Below are 19,469 nucleotides of genomic sequence, written 5' to 3' on the forward strand. Positions count from 1 at the left end.
ACAACCTCGCCGGCGCCTACCAGACCGCGGGACGCCTCACCGACGCCACCAGCCTGTACGAACAGACCCTCACCGACCGCACCCGCATCCTCGGCCCCGACCACCCCAACACCCTGGCCTCCCGCCACAACCTCGCCGGCGCCTACCAAGCCGCGGGACGCCTCACCGACGCCACCAGCCTGTACGAACAGACCCTCACCGACTGCCGGCGCGTCCTTGGTTCTGACCATCCGCTGACACATACCGTCGCGGCGAATCTCGCCCGCTGCATCGGCGGCGAAGGAACCACCGCGGATGCGTAGGTGATCCTCTTTTATGGCTGGTAGCGGTAGCCCATGCCGGGTTCGGTGGTGAGGTGGCGGGGGCGGGAGGGGTCGGGTTCGAGCTTTCGGCGTAGGCGGTTGACGTAGAGGCGCAGGCTGGAGGTGTCGTCGCCGTGGCCGGGGCCCCAGACCTGGTCGAGCAGGGCCCGGGTGGAGATCAGCTTGCCGGGCTCGCGGACCAGAACCTCCAGCAGCCGCCACTCCGTCGGTGTCAGGCGCAGGGAGCCCGACGGCTCCGCTCCGCCGGGTGCCTCGTCCACAAGGACGGTGGCGGTTTTGGTGGTGAAGTCGATGCGGTGGTGGCCGAGGGTGATGATGGGGGCGGTTTCGGTGGGGGTGGCGCGGCGGGTGACGGCGCGGATGCGGGCGAGCAGTTCCTCGATGGAGAACGGTTTGGTCACGTAGTCGTCGGCGCCGGCGTCCAGTGCGGCGATCTTGTCGGGGCCGGAGGTGCGGCCGGAGAGAACGATGATGGGGACGCGGGTCCAGCCGCGCAGGCCGCGGATGACGTCGACGCCGTCCAGGTCGGGCAGGCCGAGGTCGAGGACGACCAGGTCGGGCGGGTGGCCGGCGGCCTCGGCGAGCGCCTGGGCGCCCCCGGTGGCGGCGCGGACCTCGTGGCCGCGGCTGCGCAGGTTGATCCGCAGGGCGCGTAGCAGCTGCGGTTCGTCCTCGACGAGCAGAATCCGGGTCACCCGCGTCCCCTCCGTCCCGTTTCTACCGCTGCTTCTACTGCCGCGCCGGGGTGAGCGCGTCGAGTGCTCGGTTGAGGTTCAGCACGTTCACGGCCGGTTCGCCGAGGAAGCCGAGGGCCCGGCCGGTGGTGTGCGCGGCCACCAGGGACCGGACCCGCGCTGCGGGCAGCCCTCGGGTGCGGGCGACCCGAGCGATCTGCAGATCAGCGTAGGCGGTGCTGATCTGCGGGTCGAGGCCGCTGCCGGAGGCGGTCACCGCGTCGGCGGGCACGGCGGGACGCGCCGGGGCGTCGCCGCGGACGAGCACCTGCCGGCCGGCGGCGACATCATCGCCGAGTGTGCGGCAGCTGACCGGCGTGCCGTCGTAGGTGGTGAGGAACGGCTTCGCGGGGCACAGTTCGTCCACGCTGATCACCCGGGTGATCGGGCCGGTGTAGCCGGGGCCGGCGTGGTAGACGGCGAGGACCGCGCCGACGCCGCCGGCGGTGCAGTAGGGGCGGCGGCCGTCGACGCCGTCGAACGCGCCGATGTCGTGGCTGCGGGCGCAGACCTGGGTGAGCAGGCTCTGTCGGGTCTCGTCGGCGTCGCGGGTGGCCGGGTCGTCGAAGGTGTCGACGACATCCTCGGGGCCGAGGTTCGACGCCGAGGTGGACGTCGGGTCATAGCCGTCGCCGGCGGCCGACGGGCGGGACTGGAAATACCGCGGGATCGGGTTGCCGTCACCGTCGGTGAACGACTGGCCGATCAGCGCCGAGCCGACCGTGCGACCGCGGGCGTCGGTGACCAGCGAACCGTCCGCCCGGTCATGCAGGCCGGGCAGCTGGGCGACCGCCAGCAGCGCCAGCGGATACGCCAGGCCACAGACGACGGTGAACACCAGCAGGATGCGCAGGGCGGCCAGGTGACTACGGGCCCAGCCGGGAAGTCGCGCGAACATGGGTCAGCCCACCCCCGGGACGAACTGGATCAGCAGGTCGATGAGTTTGATGCCGACGAACGGCGCGACGATGCCACCGAGGCCGTAGCGGGTCAGGTTCCGCGACAGCAGCGCACTGGCACTGCTCGGGACGTAACGCACCCCGCGCAACGCCAGCGGAATCAGCGCGACGATGACCAGCGCGTTGAAGATGACCGCGGACAGGATCGCCGACTCCGGTGTGGCCAGCCGCATGACGTTGAGCCGGTCCAGGCCGCCGTACACCCCGGCGAACAGCGCCGGAATGATCGCGAAGTACTTCGCCACGTCATTGGCGATGGAGAACGTGGTCAGTGCGCCGCGGGTGATGAGCAGCTGCTTGCCGATCTCGACGATCTCGATCAGCTTCGTCGGGTCGCTGTCGAGGTCGACCATGTTGCCGGCCTCCTTCGCCGCGGACGTCCCCGTGTTCATCGCGACGCCGACGTCGGCCTGGGCGAGCGCCGGGGCATCGTTCGTGCCGTCCCCGGTCATCGCGACGAGCGTGCCGTTCGCCTGCTCGGCGCGGATGAGCGCCAGCTTGTCCTCGGGGGTGGCCTCGGCGAGGAAGTCGTCGACGCCCGCCTCCTCGGCGATGGCCTTCGCGGTCAGCGGATTGTCACCGGTGATCATGACGGTGCGGATGCCCATCCGGCGCATCTCGTCGAACCGCTCGCGCATCCCGGTCTTGACCACATCCGAGAGCTGGATGACCCCCAGCACCCGCCCCTGCCCGACGCTGGACGGGCCTGAGCTGGACGGGCCTGAGCTGGACGGGCTGGCGGCGGTCGGGGCGTTCGGGAGCGCGTCCGAGGTCGTGATCTCGGCGACGACCAGGGGGGTGCCGCCGGCGGCGGAGACGCGGTCGACGATCTCGGCGAGCTCGTCCGGCACCGCCCCGCCGGCCGCGCGCACCCAGGCCACGACCGCGCTCGCCGCACCCTTGCGGATCTGCCGGCGCCGCCCAGCACCCTCCGACCCGGCCGGGCCGTCCGAACCCGTCAGGCCGTCCGGGCTGGTGGAGCTGTCCGGGGGGACGGGGGAGGTGATCTCGGTGAGGTCGACGCCGGACATTCTGGTCTGGGCGGTGAAGGGGACGAAGGTGGCGGTGCGCAGCTCGCCGGGGGCGCGTTCACGCAGGCCGTGATGTTCCTTGGCGAAAACGACGACCGAGCGGCCCTCGGGGGTCTCGTCCGCCAGGGACGACAGTTGGGCCGCATCCGCGAGCATCAGTGGGTCGATCCCGCCGACGGGCAGGAACGCCCGGGCCTGGCGGTTACCGAAGGTGATGGTGCCGGTCTTGTCGAGCAGCAGGGTGCCGACGTCGCCGGCGGCCTCGACGGCCCGGCCGCTCATCGCCAGGACGTTGCGTTGGACGAGGCGGTCCATGCCGGCGATGCCGATCGCCGAGAGCAGCGCGCCGATCGTCGTCGGGATCAGGCAGACGACCAGCGAGACCAGCACGATGCCGGTGATGCCGTGGCCGGTGAGGGTCGCCGAGTCGGGCAGGGCGGGTTGCAGGTTCCTGGTGTAGGCGGCGAGCGGCTGCAAGGTGGCGACGGCCAGCAGGAAGATCACGGTCAGCGCCGCGAGCAGGATGTTCAGTGCGATCTCGTTGGGGGTGCGGCGGCGGTCGGCGCCCTCCACCAGGGCGATCATCCGGTCGATGAAGCTCTCCCCGGGCTGCTGGGTGATCCGCACGACGATCCGGTCGGAGAGCACCCGCGTCCCGCCGGTGACCGAACTGCGGTCGCCGCCGGACTCGCGGATCACCGGTGCCGACTCGCCGGTGATCGCCGACTCGTCGACGCTGGCGATGCCCTCGACGACGTCGCCGTCGCCGGGAACGTTCTCCCCCGCGACCACGACGACGAGATCACCGCGGGCCAACTGCGGTGCCGGGACGTCCGCCGTGGTGACCGTCTCGGGTGGGTCGCCGGGAGACCAGTCGGACGCGGTGAGCCGGTGGGCGACCGTGTCACCGCGGGTGCGGCGCAGCGCCGCGGCCTGGGCTTTGCCGCGTCCTTCGGCGACCGCTTCGGCGAGGTTGGCGAACACGACGGTCAGCCACAGCCAGCCGGTGATCAGCCAGCCGAACACCGACGGGTCCGCGACGGCCAGCACGGTGGTGTACGCGGCGCCGACCTCGACGATGAACATGACCGGGTTGTGCCACAGGGTGCGCGGGTCGAGCTTGCGCAGCGCGTCGGGCAGGCCACGGGCCAGCTGACGCGGGTCGAGGACACCGCCGCCGACCCGCCGCGGGCCGCTCGGCCCCTCATGGCCCGCGGCGCCTTCGTGGCCGGCGACGGTCAGGGTGGTACTCACGCGTGCATTCCTTCCGCGAGCGGGCCGAGCGCGAGGGCCGGGAAGAACGTCAGCGCGACGAGGATCACGGCGGTGCCGGCGAGCATGCCGGCGAACTGTGGCCGGTGGGTGGGCAGCGTTCCGGCGGTGGCCGGCAGCGGCTGCTGACGGGCGAACGAACCGGCCATGGCGAGGACGAACAGCATCGGCAGCAGCCGACCGAGAAGCATCACCAGACCCAGCGCGGTGTTGTACCAGGTGGTGTTCACCGAGATCCCGGCGAACGCCGAGCCGTTGTTGTTCGCCGCCGACGTGAACGCGTACAGCACCTCGGAAAGCCCATGGGCCCCGGAGTTCAGCATCGAGGCACGTTCACCCGGCAGTCCCATGGCGATTCCGGTACCGAGCAGTGCGATGGCCGGGGTGATGAGGAAGTACATCGCGGCGAACCGGATCTCCCTCGACCCGATGCGTTTACCCAGATACTCCGGGGTGCGTCCGATCATCAGCCCGGCGACGAACACGGTGATGACGGCGAGGACCAGCATGCCGTAGAGGCCGGAACCGGTCCCGCCGGGGGCGATCTCGCCGAGCATCATGTTGAACAGCAGCGTGGCGCCGCCGAGGCTGGTGTAGGAGTCGTGGAAGGAGTTGACCGCGCCGGTCGACGTGAGGGTCGTGGCCGTGGCGAACAGCGACGAGTTCGGCACCCCGAACCGCGTTTCGGTCCCCTCGGTGGCGGCTCCGACCGCGGTCGGCACCGTGCCGTGGTGGACGGCCTGGAACGCCGCGCCGGCGGTCAGGCTGCCGATCGCGAGCACCGCCATCACCGAGACGATCACGAGGCCCTGGCGGCGGTCACCGACCATCCGGCCGAAGGTGCGCGGCAGGGAGAAGGGGAGCACGAGCAGCAGATAGATCTCGAACAGGTTCGTCCACGAGGTGGGGTTCTCGAAGGGATGCGCGGAGTTGACGTTGTAGAAGCCGCCGCCGTTGGTGCCGAGCTCCTTGATCGCCTCCTGGCTGGCGACCGGCCCACCGGTGATCGCCTGGTGGCCGCCGGTGAGGGTGTCGACGAGCCGGACGCCGTGCAGGTTCTGGATCGCCCCGCCGGCGATGAGCACCAGGGCCGCGAGCACACCGATCGGCAGCAGCAGCCGGATGACCGTGCGGGTCAGGTCGACCCAGAAGTTCCCGAGCTCCTCGCCGGCGTCCAGCGCGTTGTCGCGGCTGCCGGCGCCGGGCGCGACCGGCGCACGGCGATGGGCCAGGCCGCGCACGACCGCGATCGCCACCGAGATGCCGACCGCCGCGGACACGAAGTTCTGCACCGCCAGGCCCGCCATCTGCACCAGATGGCCCATCGTCGACTCGCCCGAGTACGCCTGCCAGTTCGTGTTCGTCATGAAGCTGACCGCGGTGTTCCAGGCCAACGGCGGCGCCACACCAGCGAAACCGAGACTGCCCGGCAGATGTGCCTGAACCCGCTCCAACAGATACAGCAGCAGCACGCTGACCAGTGAGAACGCCAGCACGCTACGGGCGTACACCCCCCAGCGCTGCCCCGCGTCCGGATTGACACCGGTCAGCCGGTAGATGACCCGTTCGACGCGCAGATGCCGCCGATCGGTGTACACCCGGTACATGTGGTCGCCCAGCGGGCGGTAGCCCACGCACAGCAGCGCGACCAGCAGTGCGACGGCGAGCACTCCGGCGACGTTCGTCGACATCAGAACCGTTCCGGAAAAACCAGTGCGGCCAGCACGAATATTCCCAGCCCGATCGACAGCACCAGGCCGGCTATGTTCTCCGCGTTCACAGTTTTTCCACTCCGCGACAGACAAGCGCCAGCAGCGCGAAACATCCCAGCGTCAGCAGGACGTATATGACGTCTTGCATCCTTCGCCTCCTCCACCCCGACGTACCGCCCTGGTACAGAGCCCACGACCAGCGATCCCAGTAAAGCGCCAGGAAAGTCGGAAAAGAAGCCCTGTCACAGGCTTATAACAGCCACCCCGGGTATTCTCACGCGCCGCTAACATCGAATGGAGAGGCCGACCACTACGGCGGTTCCGCTGGTTCCCACGCAGCCCGGACAGGTGCAGGATGGGCGGTGTGGGACGGGGAACTCTGCGGATCTACCTGGGCGCCGCACCCGGGGTCGGAAAAACCTATGCCGCCCTCGACGAGGCCCGTCGGCGCCTCGACCGGGGCACCGACGTCGTCATCGGCCTGGTCGAGACGCATGGCCGCCGGCACACCGCCGCCATGGTCGACGCGGCCGTGCTCGCGGGGATGGCGGTGGTTCCGCGCCGGTCCGTCGAGCACCGCGGCGCGTCGTTCACCGAGCTCGATCTCGACGCGGTGCTGGCCCGCGCGCCGAAGGTCGCCGTCGTCGACGAGCTCGCGCACACCAACGTCCCGGGCAGCCGCAACGACAAACGGTGGCAGGACGTCCAGGAGCTGCTCGCCGCCGGCATCGACGTCATCTCCACGGTGAACGTCCAGCACCTGGAGTCCCTCAACGACGTCGTCGAGACGATCACCGGGGTGGCGCAGCGCGAGACCGTACCCGACGAGGTGGTGCGCCAGGCCGACCAGGTGGAACTGGTCGACATGGCCCCCGAGGCGCTGCGCCGGCGGATGGCGCACGGCAACATCTACACCGCCGAGCGGGTCGACGCGGCGCTGGCGAACTACTTCCGCCCCGGCAACCTCACCGCGCTGCGCGAACTCGCCCTGCTCTGGCTCGCCGGCAAGGTCGACGACCAGCTCGACCGTTACCGCGCCGAGCATCGCATCGCCGGCGTGTGGGAGACCCGCGAACGGGTGGTCGTGGCACTCACCGGCGGCCCCGAAGGCGACACGCTGATCCGCCGCGCCGCCAGGATCGCCGCCCGGGCCAGGGGCGCGGACCTGCTCGCCGTCCACGTCGCCCGCTCCGACGGACTCACCGGCGCCGACCCCGGCGCGCTCGGCGGCCAACGCCGGCTCGTCGAGAGCCTCGGCGGCACCTTCCACCAGGTCGTCGGCGAGGACGTGCCCGCCGCGCTGCTCGACTTCGCCCGGGCGTCCAACGCCACCCAGCTCGTCCTCGGGGCGAGCCGCCGCGGCCGCCTCGCCCGCATCCTGCACCCCGGCATCGGGGTGACCACGACGAACCTGTCCGGCCCGATCGACGTCCACATGGTCACCCACGCGGAGGTCGGCGGCACCGGCTTCCGGCTTCCCCGGGCCCGCCGCGGCCTGGACCCACGCCGCCGGCTCCTCGCCATGGTGCTGACAGTCGCGTTGCTGCCGGCGCTGACGGCGCTGCTCGTCCAGGGCCGGGACAGCGTCGACCTGTCCCTCGACATCCTCGGCTATCTGATCATCGTGGTGGCGATGTCGATCGTCGGCGGGTTCCTGCCGGCACTGCTGTGCGCGCTGGCCAGCGGGCTGCTGTTGAACTACTACTTCGTGCCGCCGCTGCACCGGTGGACCATCGCCGACGGCAACGACGCCCTCGCCATCGCCGGCTTCGTCCTGGTCGCTGCCATGGTCAGCCGGGTCGTCGACACCTCCGCCCACCGCTACGCCCAGGCCGTGCGCGCCTCCGCCGAGGCCGCGACCCTCTCCGTGCTCGCCGGCAGCGTCCTACGCGGCGAGGACGCCCTGCCCGCCCTGCTCGAACGCGCCCGCGAGACCTTCGCCATGACCTCCGCGACCCTGCTCGAACGCCTCCCCACCGACACCCCCGACCGGGACGGCTGGCGGACGGTGCTGTCAGTGGGACCGGACGCGTGCACCCGTCCGGGGCAGGGCGCGGTGGACGTCCCGATCGGCGATGATCTGGCGCTGGTGCTCACCGGCCGGCCGCTGCCCGCCTCCGACCGGCGCATCCTCACCGCGTTCGCCGCCCAGGCCGCCGTCGCCCTCGAACGGCGCCGCCTCGCCGAAGCCGCGGCCCAGGCCGCCCCGATCGCCGAGGCCGACCGGGTCCGCACCGCCCTGCTCGCCGCCGTCAGCCACGACCTGCGCACCCCGCTGGCCGCGGCGAAGGCGTCCGTCACCGGCCTGCGCGGCGGCAGTGACCTGCTGGCACCGGACGAACGCGACGAACTGCTCGCCACCGCGGACGAGTCGCTCGACCGCCTCACCCGCCTGGTCGAGAACCTGCTGGACCTCTCCCGCCTCCAGGCCGGGGCGCTGAGCGTCTTCCCCCGCCCGATCGGACTGGACGACGTCATCCCGCACGCCCTGGCCGAACTCGGACCCCCCGCCCGGGCCATCCCCATCCGTCTGCCGGACGACCTGCCCACCGTGGACGCCGACCCCGCCCTGCTGGAACGGGTCCTGGTGAACCTGGCCGCCAACGCCCTGCGCCACTCCCCCGAAGGCCGCCCACCGACCATCACCGCCAGCCACCTCGCCGGCCGCGTCGAACTCCGCGTGGTCGATCACGGCCCCGGCATCCCCGCCGACGCCCGCGAGCAGGTCTTCCGCCCGTTCCAACGCCTCGGCGACCGCGACAACACCACCGGCGTCGGCCTGGGCCTGGCCCTGGCCCGCGGCCTCACCGAAGCCATGCACGGCACCCTCACCCCCGAGGACACCCCCGCCGGCGGCCTCACCATGGTCATCAGCCTCCCGGCGTCCGCACCACCACAGCCATTCGACAATCTGGACTGACCTCGACACACGCTCACCGCCAACCCCGCCAACCCCGCCAACCCCGCCAACCCCGCCAACCCCGCCAACCCCGCCGACCCGTGGACGGGCGCGGCAGCGCCCTTCATCGACCAGAGTCACGGCCTGCAACGGTGCGATCGGGGGTCGCGAGTGTGCAGGATGCACAAGGGTCGCCGTGGGGGTATTCATGTCCGATATGCCCCCCACGACGACCCGTGTAGGTGGATCTTGCCAGCGGATCCGCTGCGGGGCGTAGCGGTGGTGGGGTTCGGGATTCCCGCTGGGTGGGGTGTGGGGTGCTGGTCGGCTGCCGTGACCGGGTGTAGCGACGTGGCCCGTGGGGGTTTGTTGGGTGGCCAGGGTGGGTATCGCCATTTATTCTTGGTCTCCAATGACTGTTGTCACGGATACCCTCACGTCCCCCCGTTCCCTGACGCCCTCCGTTCCGCGGGGCCGGCAGCGGCATGTGCCGACGTCCGCGGCGCCGCTGATCGTCCGCACGCCGCAGCACCTCGCCGGGCTGGTCACGGCGTTCGCGGTCCTGGCCGTCACTGTCTACTGGGCCAACGATGTGCTCGTCCGGTTGGTGGATCATCCGATCGAGTCGTGGGTCATCGACCAGCGCACCCCGACGATGGATCACATCGTCCGGCGGATCTCGTTCCTCGGCAGCTCGCAGGTGGTCTACACCCTCGGGCCGCTGCTCGGGCTCATCGCCCTGGCCCGGTGCCGGGTGGCGGGTGCGACGATCCTCGCGGTCACGGCGCTGCGGCCGCTGGTCGAGTTCACCGGCAAGCTGGTCGTCGGGCGGCCCCGGCCGAACATCGACCGGATGGTCAACGGCGTCGGCTACTCGTTCCCGTGCGGGCATGTGATGGCCGCGGCGGCGCTGTGGGGCATGGTTCCGCTGGTCGTCTCGCTGTACGTGTCGTCCCGGCGGGTCTGGCGGATCTGCGCCATCGCCTCGGTCGCGATGATCGTGGCGATCGGCTCGACCCGGGTGTACCTCGGCGTGCACTGGCCCAGCGACGTCGTCGCCGGGGTGCTCGCCGACCTGGTACTGCTCACCGTGCTGGACCGCGCGTTCCACCGCCTACATGACCGGCGTCACTGCCGGATATCTCATTCTTAACACGATCTGAACAGCACACCGCTGGGTATCGTCGCCTTCGTCCGGACCCGTCGTTTCTGGGGGCGAGATGCCAGATCAGAACGCCACCACCCTGGTCCCGGGGACGCCGAACGACGCCACCGGCGGCGTCGCGAACGGCGCCACCGGCGGGCCGGACGAGGCCGAATCCCCCGGCGACCAGCTGGTCGTGCGCCTCTCGGAGGCGGCGGCGAGTGACGTGGCGCTGGTCGGGGCGAAGGCCGCCAACCTCGCGGTGGCCGCCCGCGCCGGGCTGCCGATCATCCCCGGGTTCGTCGTCACCACCCTCGCGACCGACCCGGGCCGTCCCGGCGGGCTGCCGGCGACCGACGGCGGCGGCGTGCTGTACGACCGCTGGCGGGAGCTGACCGACGGCGGTGAGCGGCCGCTCGCGGTGCGGTCGTCCTCGGTGGCGGAGGACTCGGCGTCCTCGTCCTACGCCGGTCAGTTCCTCTCGGTTCTGCATGTCACCGGTTGGGCGGCGTTCGTCGACGCCGTCGGCAGGGTCGTGGCGTCCGCGGCGGAGGTCGGCGGCTCGCAGGAGCCGATGCCGATCGCGGTGCTGGTGCAGCCGATGGCGCAGGCCCGCCTCGGCGGGGTGATGTTCGGGCTGGACCCGCTGACCGGGAATCCCAAGCGGATCCTGGTGTCGATGACCGACGGGCTGCCCGAGGTGATCGTCAGCGGCCAGGTCACCGGCACGACGGTCCTGCTGAGCCGCCGCGGCCGGCTGACCTCGGTGGACGGCGCGATCCCGGCCACGGTGCACGCCCACCAGCGCCGCCAGCTCGCCCGCCTCGCCCGGCGCACGGCGAAGGTGTTCGGCGCCCCGCAGGACATGGAATGGCTGATCGAGCCGAACGGCGTGCTGCGGCTGCTGCAGAGCCGGCCGATCACCGCCGCGGTGCCGGTCGCGCACGGCCGGGTCTTCGGGCCGGGTCCGGTCGCCGAGACGTTCCCCGAACCGCTGTCGCGCCTCGAACTCGACCTGTGGCTGGCGCCGCTGGAGGACGGGATCCGCGAGGCACTGCGGCTGTCCGGTGCGGCCGGCGGGGCGGCGCTGCGCCGCCGGTTCGTCATCGACGTGCAGGGGCGGGTCGCCGTCGACCTCGAAGCCCTCGGCGTGATCAAGTCGAAGCGGTGGTGGAGTCCGATCGACCCGCGGCCGGGATTTCGCCGGTTGCGCGCGGCCTGGCGGCTCGGGCGGCTACGCGCGGCGTTCCCCGCGATCGTCGCGGACCTCGCCGAGGAGATCGACGCCGACCTGCGCGCCGTCCCCGACCTCGCCACCCTGGCCGACGCCCAGCTGCACCTGTTGTTCGTCAACGCGGCCATCACCCTGCGCGGTATCCACGCCCACGAGGTCCTCGCCGGCTTCTTCCTGGACGCCCGGGCCAGCGCCACCACCGGTGCCGCCGTGGCCCTGGCCGCCGTCTCGCACGCCCGCGACGACGGCCTGACCGACGTGGAGATCATCGCCCGCCACCCCGAGGCGCTGGCGCTGATCCCACCGTCCATCGGCGTACCGGCACCGCTGCCGCCCACCCCCGCCTATGTGCGGGCGCCCAGCGGCATCGGCGACGACCCGATCGCCGTGGCCCGGGAGGCCATGCGGCTACGGGCCCGCTGGCTGCACGAGGTGACCGCCCGCGCCGCGATGGAACTCGGCCGACGCCTCGTGCGCCACGGCCAGCTGCACCATCCCTCCGACGTCCGCCATCTCACCCTCACCCAGCTGCGCGACCTGACGGCATCCCACGCGATCGCCGCCGGCGCATCCGGCGGGACGGCGGGGACGGGCTCGTCGGGTGCGACCCTGCCCGCGGCGTTCCGGCTCTCCTCCGATGGCCAGGTCGTGGCGGCCCGGGCGGCGGCCGGTGCGACCCAGGGCGTCAGCCCCGGACGTGCCCGTGGCCTGGTCACCCACGATCCCGCGGCCTCCGCCGGACGGGTCCTCGTCGTGGAGACCCTCGACCCGGCGCTCGCCGGCGCGCTGCCCGACCTCGCGGCACTCATCTCCGTCACCGGTAGTCCCCTGAGTCACCTCGCGATCCTCGCCCGCGAGAACGGCATCCCCGCCGTCATCGGCGTTCCCGACGCCAGAGCCTCCTTCCCCGACGGTGACGAGGTCCTGGTCGACGGCAGCACCGGCGAGATCACCCATTTCAACGGGGACGGGGACGACGACGAGGACGGCGAGAACCGCGGCGTGAGCACGACCGCCGCGTCGACGGATCACAGTGAGGCGGTGGGCGGATGAGACGGGGCCTGGTTACCGGAATCGGCGCGATCACGCTGCTCGGCGCCGGTGCGTACTTCTTCGTCTACCTGTACCGGTGGGAGTGGAACCGGGCCCTGATCAGCGGTGGAATCTTCATCGCCGTCGAGATGATGCTGATCGCGGTCACCCTGTTGAACCGGATCAGCCGGCTCACCTCCCAGGTGAACAGCGATTCCGACCGACGCCACCGCATCGAGACGCGGTTGCGTGAAGCGCCCGCTCCCCGCAGCGCCGTGTTCGACTGGATGCGCGCGGACGGATCGTCCGCGCCGGTGTTCATCCCGATCCTGATGGGCGCGGGCCTGCTGCTGTCCGGACTCGCCTGGGTGGTCGAACGCCTCGCCCGCGCCACCGCCGGTGGCACCGCCGATGCCGGCGTGGCCGCGACCATGGCCCGGCTGGGCCCCCCGCCCGGTGGTCTGCTCGACACCTCCCTCGACCCCCTGCGCCTGCTCCGCCAGCCCTCGAGCCCCCGATGACCGCGACGGCAACAGCCACGGCAACAGCCACGGCGGGACGGCCATGACCGCCGGACGGTCGGTGATCGTGCTGGTCGTCGCGGCGGTAGCCGTCCTGTTCGGTGTGCAGCTTCTGCAGGAAGCGACCGAGTACCACGGCGGCGCCGGTCAGCACGACCGCACCACGGTCGTCTTCACCGTCAGCGAGCGCGGCAACCGGCACGGGGACACCTTCGCCGCCGGCGCCCTGTGGCACACCTGCATCGCCACCATCGGCTGGGACGACCAGGAGGACCCCACCCCCCAGGACAACCGCCCTCCCCGCACCTACCAGGCGGTCCTGCACCCGTCGCTGCCCGCGGACACCCGCCGCCGCCTACGCGGCTGCCTCGAGGATCTGGTTCTCAGCCACATCCAGGGCACGGTCATCAGCATGGACTCCGGGCCCGCCTGACCACCCCCTGCCGACCGCCACACCCACACGTCAACGCCGGCGGACCCGACGGCGCCGCGCCCTGTCATGCAGGTGAATGCCGGTCACGCCCTTCCCGCACGTCGGCGACCGGAGCACCGGGCCACGGTCCGATGCCGAGGGTTGAACGGTCGCATGCCGAGGGTTGTCAGGTATACGGAGGCCGTAACTTCCCAACAACCCTCGGCATCCCATGATCTCGACCGCGAGCCGCGGGCCACCGGAGCCGCGGGCCACCGGAGCCGCGGAGGCCAGAACCCGCGGCGGCGCTACTTGGCCGCGACCGGCTGCTCGATGGGTGGGGACGCCGACCGGCCATCGGCGAAGGCCTCGCCGCCCGAGGCATCCGAGGCGTCCGACGTGGTGCTGGCGGACGGACCGCCGCTGGAGGACGGGCCGCCGCCGCCGGCAGTGGCGGAGGCGGGGGCGGGGGCGGTGACGGGTCGGCCGGGGAGGAAGAGGCTGGCGATCAGGCCGACGACGGTCAGCGCGACGATCCACCAGAAGGTGGCGCCGAACGCCTCGCCGACCTGGTCCGCGATCGGCCCGGGCAGTTTCACCCCGGCGGACTCGGCGAGCGCCGCCCCACCGGCCGCACCCGGCACCCGGTGGGCGATGGCGTGCTGCAGCTCGACGGCGACGAGCGCGGTGGCCAACGACCCGCCGACCCGCTGCACGATGTTCAGCGTGGTGGTCGCCCGCGGCACCGCCGACGGTTCGAGAGTGGCGTAGGCGGCGGCCATGGCGGGCATCATCGTCGCGCCGAACCCGAGGCCGCGCACGAACAGCGCGCTGGTCAGCAGGGCGATGTTGGTGTGCCCGTCGACCTGGGTGAACGCCAGCGTGCCAAGCAGCGACAGGGCCATACCGACCGGGACGACCGCCCGCGGGCCGCGCCGGTCGGCGACCCGCCCCGAGATCGCCATGGCGATCATGGCGCCCAGGCCCTGCGGGGCCAGCAGCAGGCCGGCGGCGCTGGCGCTCTCCCCACGGGCGACCTGCCAGTACAGCGGGAGCAGGAACAACGCGCCGAACAGCAGCGCGCCGATGACGAACGTGGCGATGCTCGCGACGGTGAACGTGCGGTTGCGGAACAGTCGCAGGTCGAGCAGGGCGTTGTCGTGGCGCAGCGCATGCACGACGAAGCCGACCAGCAGCACCAGCCCGACAGCGATACTGACCTGCACCTTGGCCGCGCCGAAGCCGCCACCGTTACCCGCCTCGGACAGGCCGTAGACGAGCGCGGCCAGCCCCGGTGAGATGAGCGCGAGGCCCGGCACATCCAGCCGGTGACTCGCGGAACCGCGGTCGCCGCGCGGCAGCACCCGCCAGGCGAGGAACAACGCGACCGCACCGATCGGCACGTTCACGTAGAAGATCCAGCGCCAGCTCAGGTGATCGACGATCAGGCCGCCGACGACCGGCCCGAGCACGGGTGCGATCAGCGTCGGCACACCGACGATGCTCATCACCCTGTTCATCCGCTTCGGGCCGGCCGCCTGGGCGAGCAGCGTCATACAGATCGGCATGATCATGCCGCCGCCGATGCCCTGCAGGATCCGGAAGGCGATCAGGGCCTGGGCCGACCAGGCCACCCCGCACAGGACGCTGCCGAGCACGAACAGTGACAGCGAGATGTTCCACATCCGCACCGCGCCGAAGCGCTGCACCGACCAGCCGGCCAGCGGGATCACGACGGCCAGGGCCAGCAGGTAGCCGGTGGTGACCCAGGAGATGGCGGACAGCGAGGTGTCGAACTCGTTGCCAAGCGCATGGATGGCCACCGACACGATCGTCGTGTCGAGAATGACCATGATCGCGCCGAGCATGACGGTGGCGGCCAGGCGGATCAGCGCCGGATCGAGCTTGGCGTCATCGGTGGCGCCAGGGTCGGACGGCGCGGTGGGTCGCGGTGCGGTGGCCTGCGGTGCGGTGGCCTGCGGTGCTGCGACCTGGGGTGTTGTGGCTCGCGGCTCGGGCGCCGGTGGCTCGCTGGCCGGTGGCGAGGCCGCGTTCGGCTGGTCGGACACGTGGATCTCCCTGGCGAGAGGGGTGGCTGCCGAGCAGGGGCAGGCGGGACAACCGGGACGACTGGGGCACCGTGGCGCCGCCCCAGCATCAGGCATTCATTGAGTTGAGTCAAATATATTGTGTTCTCAATAGTATGAGCAGGCGATGTACCGTACGATCAGGTCCTGAGCCAGGCGCGCCCGGGGTCGCCTACGAGGGAGTCCGCACCGTGACAAGCCAGCACGCCGCCGTCGTGGCCAGCTCGGCCGTCCCGGCCAGCACCCAGGTGGCCCGCGAGGCGTGGCGGGCGATGTTGGCAATGACCTTCAGCGGTGAGGCGCCCAGCCGCATGAGCCTCGTCTGCCAGGAACTCGATCTCACCCCGGCGGCCCTGAAACTTCTGCTGGTGCTCTCGAACGGCCCACGCCCGATGCGTGCGCTGGTCGAGAGCTTCCGCCACGACCCGAGTTACCTGACCAGCGTCGTCGACCTGCTGGAGCGCCGCGGCGTCGCCCGCCGCGAGCCGCACCCCACCGACCGGCGCGCCAAGACCGTCACCCTCACCGACGAGGGCCAGCACGTGCTCGCCCGGGCGCAGGAGCTCCTGTCCGTCCCGCCCGCCTCCCTGCAACGGCTTTCCCCCGACGAGCAGTCCCAACTCCTGCACCTGCTGCTGCGCGTCGTCGACGGCGAACCCGGCATCCCGCAGGCCCTGCGCCCCCACCCCGTCGAAGTCGAAGCCGAAGCCGAAGCCGACGTCGAAGCCGACGTCGAAGCCGACGCCGACCCGCCGGTACTCACCCAGCACTGATCATCCGGCCCGCACCCGCCCGTCCACCCGCGCCCCCGACGCCAGCCCACCCGGCCACCCCTGGCTCCCGGTAGCGGCCTTCTGCGCCTCCCGTCCACTGTTCGGACGGGTGACCGCTACCCGGGTCGCCCCGCCCAGGGTCGCGGCCATGATTGTCCTGCCGCCACCACCACGCGCCGCAACAAGCCCCGCGGCAAGATCCGCCTACACGGGTCGCCGTGGGGGGCAAATCGGACACGAACGCCCCCACGGCGACCCCTGTGCATCCTGCACATCTGCGACCCTTGGCGGCAGCGTCACGGAGCGTGGTCATGATCGAGAATCGGCACCGTGTTACCCGAGGAAGCCAGCGGGGTCGGGTCGGGCCCGCATCGGGATGCGAACCGGAGTCAGACCCGGGCAGGCGACGGAATGCGATCGCGACAGTTTGTCCGTTCCATCCCGGTAGAAGGACCCAGATTCACCTCTGCCACCCGCCTCACTCGCGCGACGCCGGCCCGGGACGACTCCAACGGTCACCACACATAACAATATGCACTCTGCGGAATCGAATGAATACGTCGAGCCAGGACGGTGGGATGGGAAGCCGGAGCGAGAGGCCTGAGCGGGGATCCGGAGCGGGGACAGGAGGTCGGAAAGATGTGGATCAAGGGGGGTCGCTCGCCTTGAGCGAGATAAGACAAACATGCAATAGTGTTCCGCTGTAAGCCAGGGGCACCGATGCGGCTGATATCCGTCATGGTCACGGGCCGGCCAGCGCTGGTCAGAAGCCAGCCAGGGGCCGGTCGGAGGCAGCCAGCGTCCGGCCAGAAGCCGCCAGGAGCCGGACGGCGGCCGGCCGGGTCAGGCCGGACGGTCAGCGGTGCTCCTGTGCCGAGGTGGTGGTGGGTCGCCCACCGGCGCCTGCCACGCGCTCACGAGGGGACAGGTTCAGATGGCACCGAAGGACATCGGGGCGCTCACCGGCGCGGACGAGTCTCTCAACCACCAGATCGTGGACACCTTCGCCACCGTCGCCGAGTCCGATCTGGCCTGGACGGAGAAGATCTGGGGCTCTCTCGCGAGCACGGACGGGTCCCTTCAGGTCGACTTCGGGCTGGGCAAGTACCGCAACCGGGGTGTCATCGACGGGTTCGCCGGGGTGTCGCGGGGGCGTGAGCAGTGGACGGTCCGGGGCAGCCGGGAGCTGCGTTCCGCGCCGGACGAGACGACCGTCGGGCCGATCGAGTACGAGGTCCTCGACTCGCTGAAGCAGGTGCGGTTCCGACTGGCGCCCAACGACGTGCAGCCCATCTCGTTCGACCTGGTCCTCACGGGTGTGACCCCACCGTTCTTCGAGGACCGCAACCTGGTCCGCAATCGCAACTCGGGGCGCCTCGACATCAACGTCGTGCGTTATCACCAGGGTGGGCATGTTCGCGGTTCGGTGACGGTGGACGGGGAGACCGTCGAGATCGATGACGACTCGTGGTTCGGGTTCCGGGATCATTCGTGGGGTATCCGGCAGTCCGTCGGTGTGCAGCCCAGCGACCTCATCCAGAACACGGCCGCGCAGCCGGGCGCGACGGCGGGCCATGCGGCGGACCGCAGCGGGATGAAGTGGACGCCGGCCTTCCTGCGCCGTCCGGACGGCAGCTACTACGAGATGGCGGTCTTCGTGGCCCAGGGGGCGTGGGGATACGCGTCGGCCTATGTGAACGAGGCCAGCGGCGCCCAGACCCGGATCCGGGATGCCGAGGTGCACATCAGCTACGACCCGCGGACCAGGTTCGTGCGGGGCGGCGAGCTGCACCTCGTCACGGAGGCGGGTGACAGGCGGGTCATCGAGGTCGAGGCGCTCGGTGAGTCCGGTTTCTTCCTGAAGACCGGCGGCTACGGGTCCTGGGGCAGCCACATCCACGGTTCCTGGATGGGCCCGTTGCACCTCGAAGGCGATTACATCGACGACTGCTGGTTCGGCAAGCACGCGCGTGAGCTCGGGCAGCTGCGTGACACACCGATCCGGGTCCGTGAAGGGGACGCAGTGGGGTACGGAATCATGGAAAGCATCGTCCACGGTGTCTGGCCGGAACTCGGTCTGACCGCGGAGACCGACTACCGCGCGTCCTACTCGGCATGACCACCGTCGCCGCCGACCGGCGGACCAACATCAACGTGCTGGATCCCGAGTTCTACGTGGATCCGTGGGAGTCCTACCGCTGGCTGCGTGACGAGGCGCCGGTGTTCTGGGATTCGGTGCAGCGGCTCTGGGTGTTCTCCCGTTTCGCCGACGTGATGGCCGCGGAGAAGAACGACGTCCTGTATTCGTCGTTCAACGGCTCGCGGCCGCATATCGACCAGCGCCTCGACGAGTCCATGATCAACCTGGACGAGCCGGAGCATCACGCGGCGCGGGTCCTGGTCGCGCCGCAGTTCGCGCCGCGGGCGATGCGCAACCACGAGCAGCAGGTCCGCGACGTGGTCACCGAGATCCTCGACGCGGTGACGCCGCTGGGTGAGTGCGAGGCGATCGAGGCGATCGCGTCCCGACTGCCGGCCATCATGATCGGCGACCTGTTGGGCTACCCGCGCTCGGACTGGGAGAAGGTCCGGCTCTGGTCGGAGCAGATCATGCTGCTGGCGGGGCAGACCTCGCCGACCGGGCCGCCGCACACCGCCCATCCGGAGATCCCGGGGCTCCTGCGCGACTTCAGCGAGGCGACCACCGAGCTGATCAACCAGCGCCGGGTCGAGCCGAAGGACGACCTGCTCTCGCTGTGGGCCCACCGGCAGGGCTGGACCACCAAGCGGGTGCTGGAGGAGACACTGCTGCTGCTCGACGGCGGCGCCGAGACGACCCGGACCGTCATCGGCTCGATGATCCGCGAGCTGGCGCTGAACCCGGCGCAGCGCGATCTGCTGCGGGCCAGGCCCGAACTGCTCTCGTCCAAGGCGACCGAGGAGTTCATCCGGTGGGTGTCGCCGGTGCTGAACATGAGCCGCACCGCCACCGAGGACCACGAGCTGCACGGCCAGCAGATCAGGGCCGGCGACGAGATCCTGCTGCTCTACCCGGCGGCGAACCGCGACCCGCGGGCGTTCACCGACCCCGACACCCTGGACGTCTCCCGTACCTCGCTGCGGCATCTGGCGTTCGGGTTCGGCACCCACGTCTGCCTGGGGGCGAACCTCGCCCGGCTGGAGATCCGGGTGATGTTCGAGGAGCTGCTGCGCCGCATCCCGGAGTGGGAACTCGTCGACCCGACCGAGCCGAAGATCATGCCGGCGACGTTCACCCGCGCCTACGACCGCGTCCGCATCCGTTTCACCCCGAGCTGACCGGTTCGTGTCCACCAC

At 71.2% G+C, this 19,469-nt stretch carries 16 protein-coding genes; 9 read left to right on the top strand and 7 right to left on the bottom strand.

Annotated features, from left to right (window positions below; genetic code table 11):
• Window positions 1-302 (top strand): tetratricopeptide repeat protein (locus tag MXD61_RS14350; protein WP_248813591.1); only part of this gene is annotated, 302 nt, incomplete at its 5' end.
• A gap of 11 nt (window positions 303-313) precedes the next feature.
• Here MXD61_RS14350 and MXD61_RS14355 read toward each other — a convergent pair.
• The 5 genes from MXD61_RS14355 to MXD61_RS14375 are packed head-to-tail and all read right to left on the bottom strand — an operon-like array spanning window position 314 to window position 6,099.
• Window positions 314-1,018, bottom strand: a complete 705-nt coding sequence (locus MXD61_RS14355) for a response regulator (RefSeq protein ID WP_248813593.1) — start codon at window positions 1,016-1,018, stop codon at window positions 314-316.
• Between the two features lie 34 nt (window positions 1,019-1,052).
• Window positions 1,053-1,955, bottom strand: coding sequence for a potassium-transporting ATPase subunit C (locus MXD61_RS14360; protein ID WP_248813595.1), 903 nt, complete (start codon window positions 1,953-1,955; stop codon window positions 1,053-1,055).
• A 3-nt stretch (window positions 1,956-1,958) separates the two neighbouring features.
• Window positions 1,959-4,301, bottom strand: coding sequence for a potassium-transporting ATPase subunit KdpB (gene kdpB, locus MXD61_RS14365; RefSeq protein WP_374628948.1), 2,343 nt, complete (start codon window positions 4,299-4,301; stop codon window positions 1,959-1,961).
• Window positions 4,298-6,010, bottom strand: coding sequence for a potassium-transporting ATPase subunit KdpA (kdpA, locus tag MXD61_RS14370; protein WP_248813597.1), 1,713 nt, complete (start codon window positions 6,008-6,010; stop codon window positions 4,298-4,300). The genes kdpB and kdpA overlap by 4 nt, the downstream gene beginning before the upstream one ends.
• Window positions 6,010-6,099: a potassium-transporting ATPase subunit F gene (locus tag MXD61_RS14375; protein ID WP_163549796.1), complete on the bottom strand. Its 90-nt coding sequence runs from the start codon at window positions 6,097-6,099 to the stop codon at window positions 6,010-6,012. The genes kdpA and MXD61_RS14375 overlap by 1 nt, the downstream gene beginning before the upstream one ends.
• 287 nt (window positions 6,100-6,386) lie before the next feature.
• On the opposite strand from MXD61_RS14375, the gene MXD61_RS14380 reads away from it, so the two are divergent.
• The 5 genes from MXD61_RS14380 to MXD61_RS14400 all read left to right on the top strand — a co-directional run bounded on the left by MXD61_RS14380 (window position 6,387) and on the right by MXD61_RS14400 (window position 13,294).
• A complete protein-coding gene (locus MXD61_RS14380; RefSeq protein ID WP_248813599.1) occupies window positions 6,387-8,951 on the top strand; it encodes an ATP-binding protein in 2,565 nt (854 codons plus the stop codon).
• Window positions 8,952-9,417: 466 nt separating this feature from the next.
• Window positions 9,418-10,083, top strand: coding sequence for a phosphatase PAP2 family protein (locus MXD61_RS14385; protein WP_248813601.1), 666 nt, complete (start codon window positions 9,418-9,420; stop codon window positions 10,081-10,083).
• 67 nt (window positions 10,084-10,150) lie between these two features.
• Window positions 10,151-12,361 (top strand): PEP/pyruvate-binding domain-containing protein, encoded by a 2,211-nt coding sequence (locus MXD61_RS14390; RefSeq protein ID WP_248813603.1) that lies wholly within the window; start codon window positions 10,151-10,153, stop codon window positions 12,359-12,361.
• The gene (locus MXD61_RS14395) at window positions 12,358-12,861 is read left to right on the top strand and encodes a hypothetical protein (protein WP_248813605.1); all 504 of its coding nucleotides are present in this window, start codon (window positions 12,358-12,360) and stop codon (window positions 12,859-12,861) included. The genes MXD61_RS14390 and MXD61_RS14395 overlap by 4 nt, the downstream gene beginning before the upstream one ends.
• 43 nt (window positions 12,862-12,904) lie before the next feature.
• The gene (locus MXD61_RS14400) at window positions 12,905-13,294 is read left to right on the top strand and encodes a hypothetical protein (protein ID WP_248813607.1); all 390 of its coding nucleotides are present in this window, start codon (window positions 12,905-12,907) and stop codon (window positions 13,292-13,294) included.
• Between the two features lie 287 nt (window positions 13,295-13,581).
• Here the strand turns inward: MXD61_RS14400 and MXD61_RS14405 are convergent, their stop codons facing one another.
• A complete protein-coding gene (locus MXD61_RS14405) occupies window positions 13,582-15,342 on the bottom strand; it encodes a DHA2 family efflux MFS transporter permease subunit (protein ID WP_248813610.1) in 1,761 nt (586 codons plus the stop codon).
• A 209-nt stretch (window positions 15,343-15,551) separates the two neighbouring features.
• Here MXD61_RS14405 and MXD61_RS14410 point away from each other — a divergent pair, with 209 nt between their 5' ends.
• Complete coding sequence (locus MXD61_RS14410) at window positions 15,552-16,133, top strand: MarR family winged helix-turn-helix transcriptional regulator (protein ID WP_248813612.1); 582 nt, start codon at window positions 15,552-15,554, stop codon at window positions 16,131-16,133.
• Here the strand turns inward: MXD61_RS14410 and MXD61_RS14415 are convergent, their stop codons facing one another.
• Window positions 16,134-16,283, bottom strand: a complete 150-nt coding sequence (locus MXD61_RS14415) for a hypothetical protein (RefSeq protein ID WP_248813614.1) — start codon at window positions 16,281-16,283, stop codon at window positions 16,134-16,136.
• Between the two features lie 784 nt (window positions 16,284-17,067).
• Between MXD61_RS14415 and MXD61_RS14420 the strand changes: the two genes are divergently transcribed.
• Window positions 17,068-18,252 carry a hypothetical protein gene (locus MXD61_RS14420; RefSeq protein WP_248813616.1) on the top strand — a complete coding sequence of 395 codons (1,185 nt, stop codon included), beginning with the start codon at window positions 17,068-17,070 and terminating at the stop codon, window positions 18,250-18,252.
• On the top strand, window positions 18,249-19,451 hold the full coding sequence (locus MXD61_RS14425; RefSeq protein ID WP_248813618.1) for a cytochrome P450: 1,203 nt from the start codon (window positions 18,249-18,251) through the stop codon (window positions 19,449-19,451). Before MXD61_RS14420 ends, MXD61_RS14425 begins: the two co-directional genes overlap by 4 nt.
• Window positions 19,452-19,469 lie beyond the last annotated feature (18 nt).

Source organism: Frankia sp. AgPm24 (assembly GCF_023243055.1).
Classification (GTDB): Bacteria; Actinomycetota; Actinomycetes; order Frankiales; family Frankiaceae; genus Frankia; species Frankia umida.

Bases quoted from the DNA above. Each gene is read 5' to 3' on its own strand.
- MXD61_RS14360 (WP_248813595.1), bottom strand. From the start codon at position 1,955: ATGTTCGCGCGACTTCCCGGCTGGGCCCGTAGTCACCTGGCCGCCCTG.
- kdpA (WP_248813597.1), bottom strand. From the start codon at position 6,010: ATGTCGACGAACGTCGCCGGAGTGCTCGCCGTCGCACTGCTGGTCGCG.
- MXD61_RS14380 (WP_248813599.1), top strand. From the start codon at position 6,387: ATGGGCGGTGTGGGACGGGGAACTCTGCGGATCTACCTGGGCGCCGCA.
- MXD61_RS14390 (WP_248813603.1), top strand. From the start codon at position 10,151: ATGCCAGATCAGAACGCCACCACCCTGGTCCCGGGGACGCCGAACGAC.
- MXD61_RS14395 (WP_248813605.1), top strand. From the start codon at position 12,358: ATGAGACGGGGCCTGGTTACCGGAATCGGCGCGATCACGCTGCTCGGC.
- MXD61_RS14400 (WP_248813607.1), top strand. From the start codon at position 12,905: ATGACCGCCGGACGGTCGGTGATCGTGCTGGTCGTCGCGGCGGTAGCC.
- MXD61_RS14415 (WP_248813614.1), bottom strand. From the start codon at position 16,283: ATGGCCGCGACCCTGGGCGGGGCGACCCGGGTAGCGGTCACCCGTCCG.
- MXD61_RS14420 (WP_248813616.1), top strand. From the start codon at position 17,068: ATGGCACCGAAGGACATCGGGGCGCTCACCGGCGCGGACGAGTCTCTC.
- MXD61_RS14425 (WP_248813618.1), top strand. From the start codon at position 18,249: ATGACCACCGTCGCCGCCGACCGGCGGACCAACATCAACGTGCTGGAT.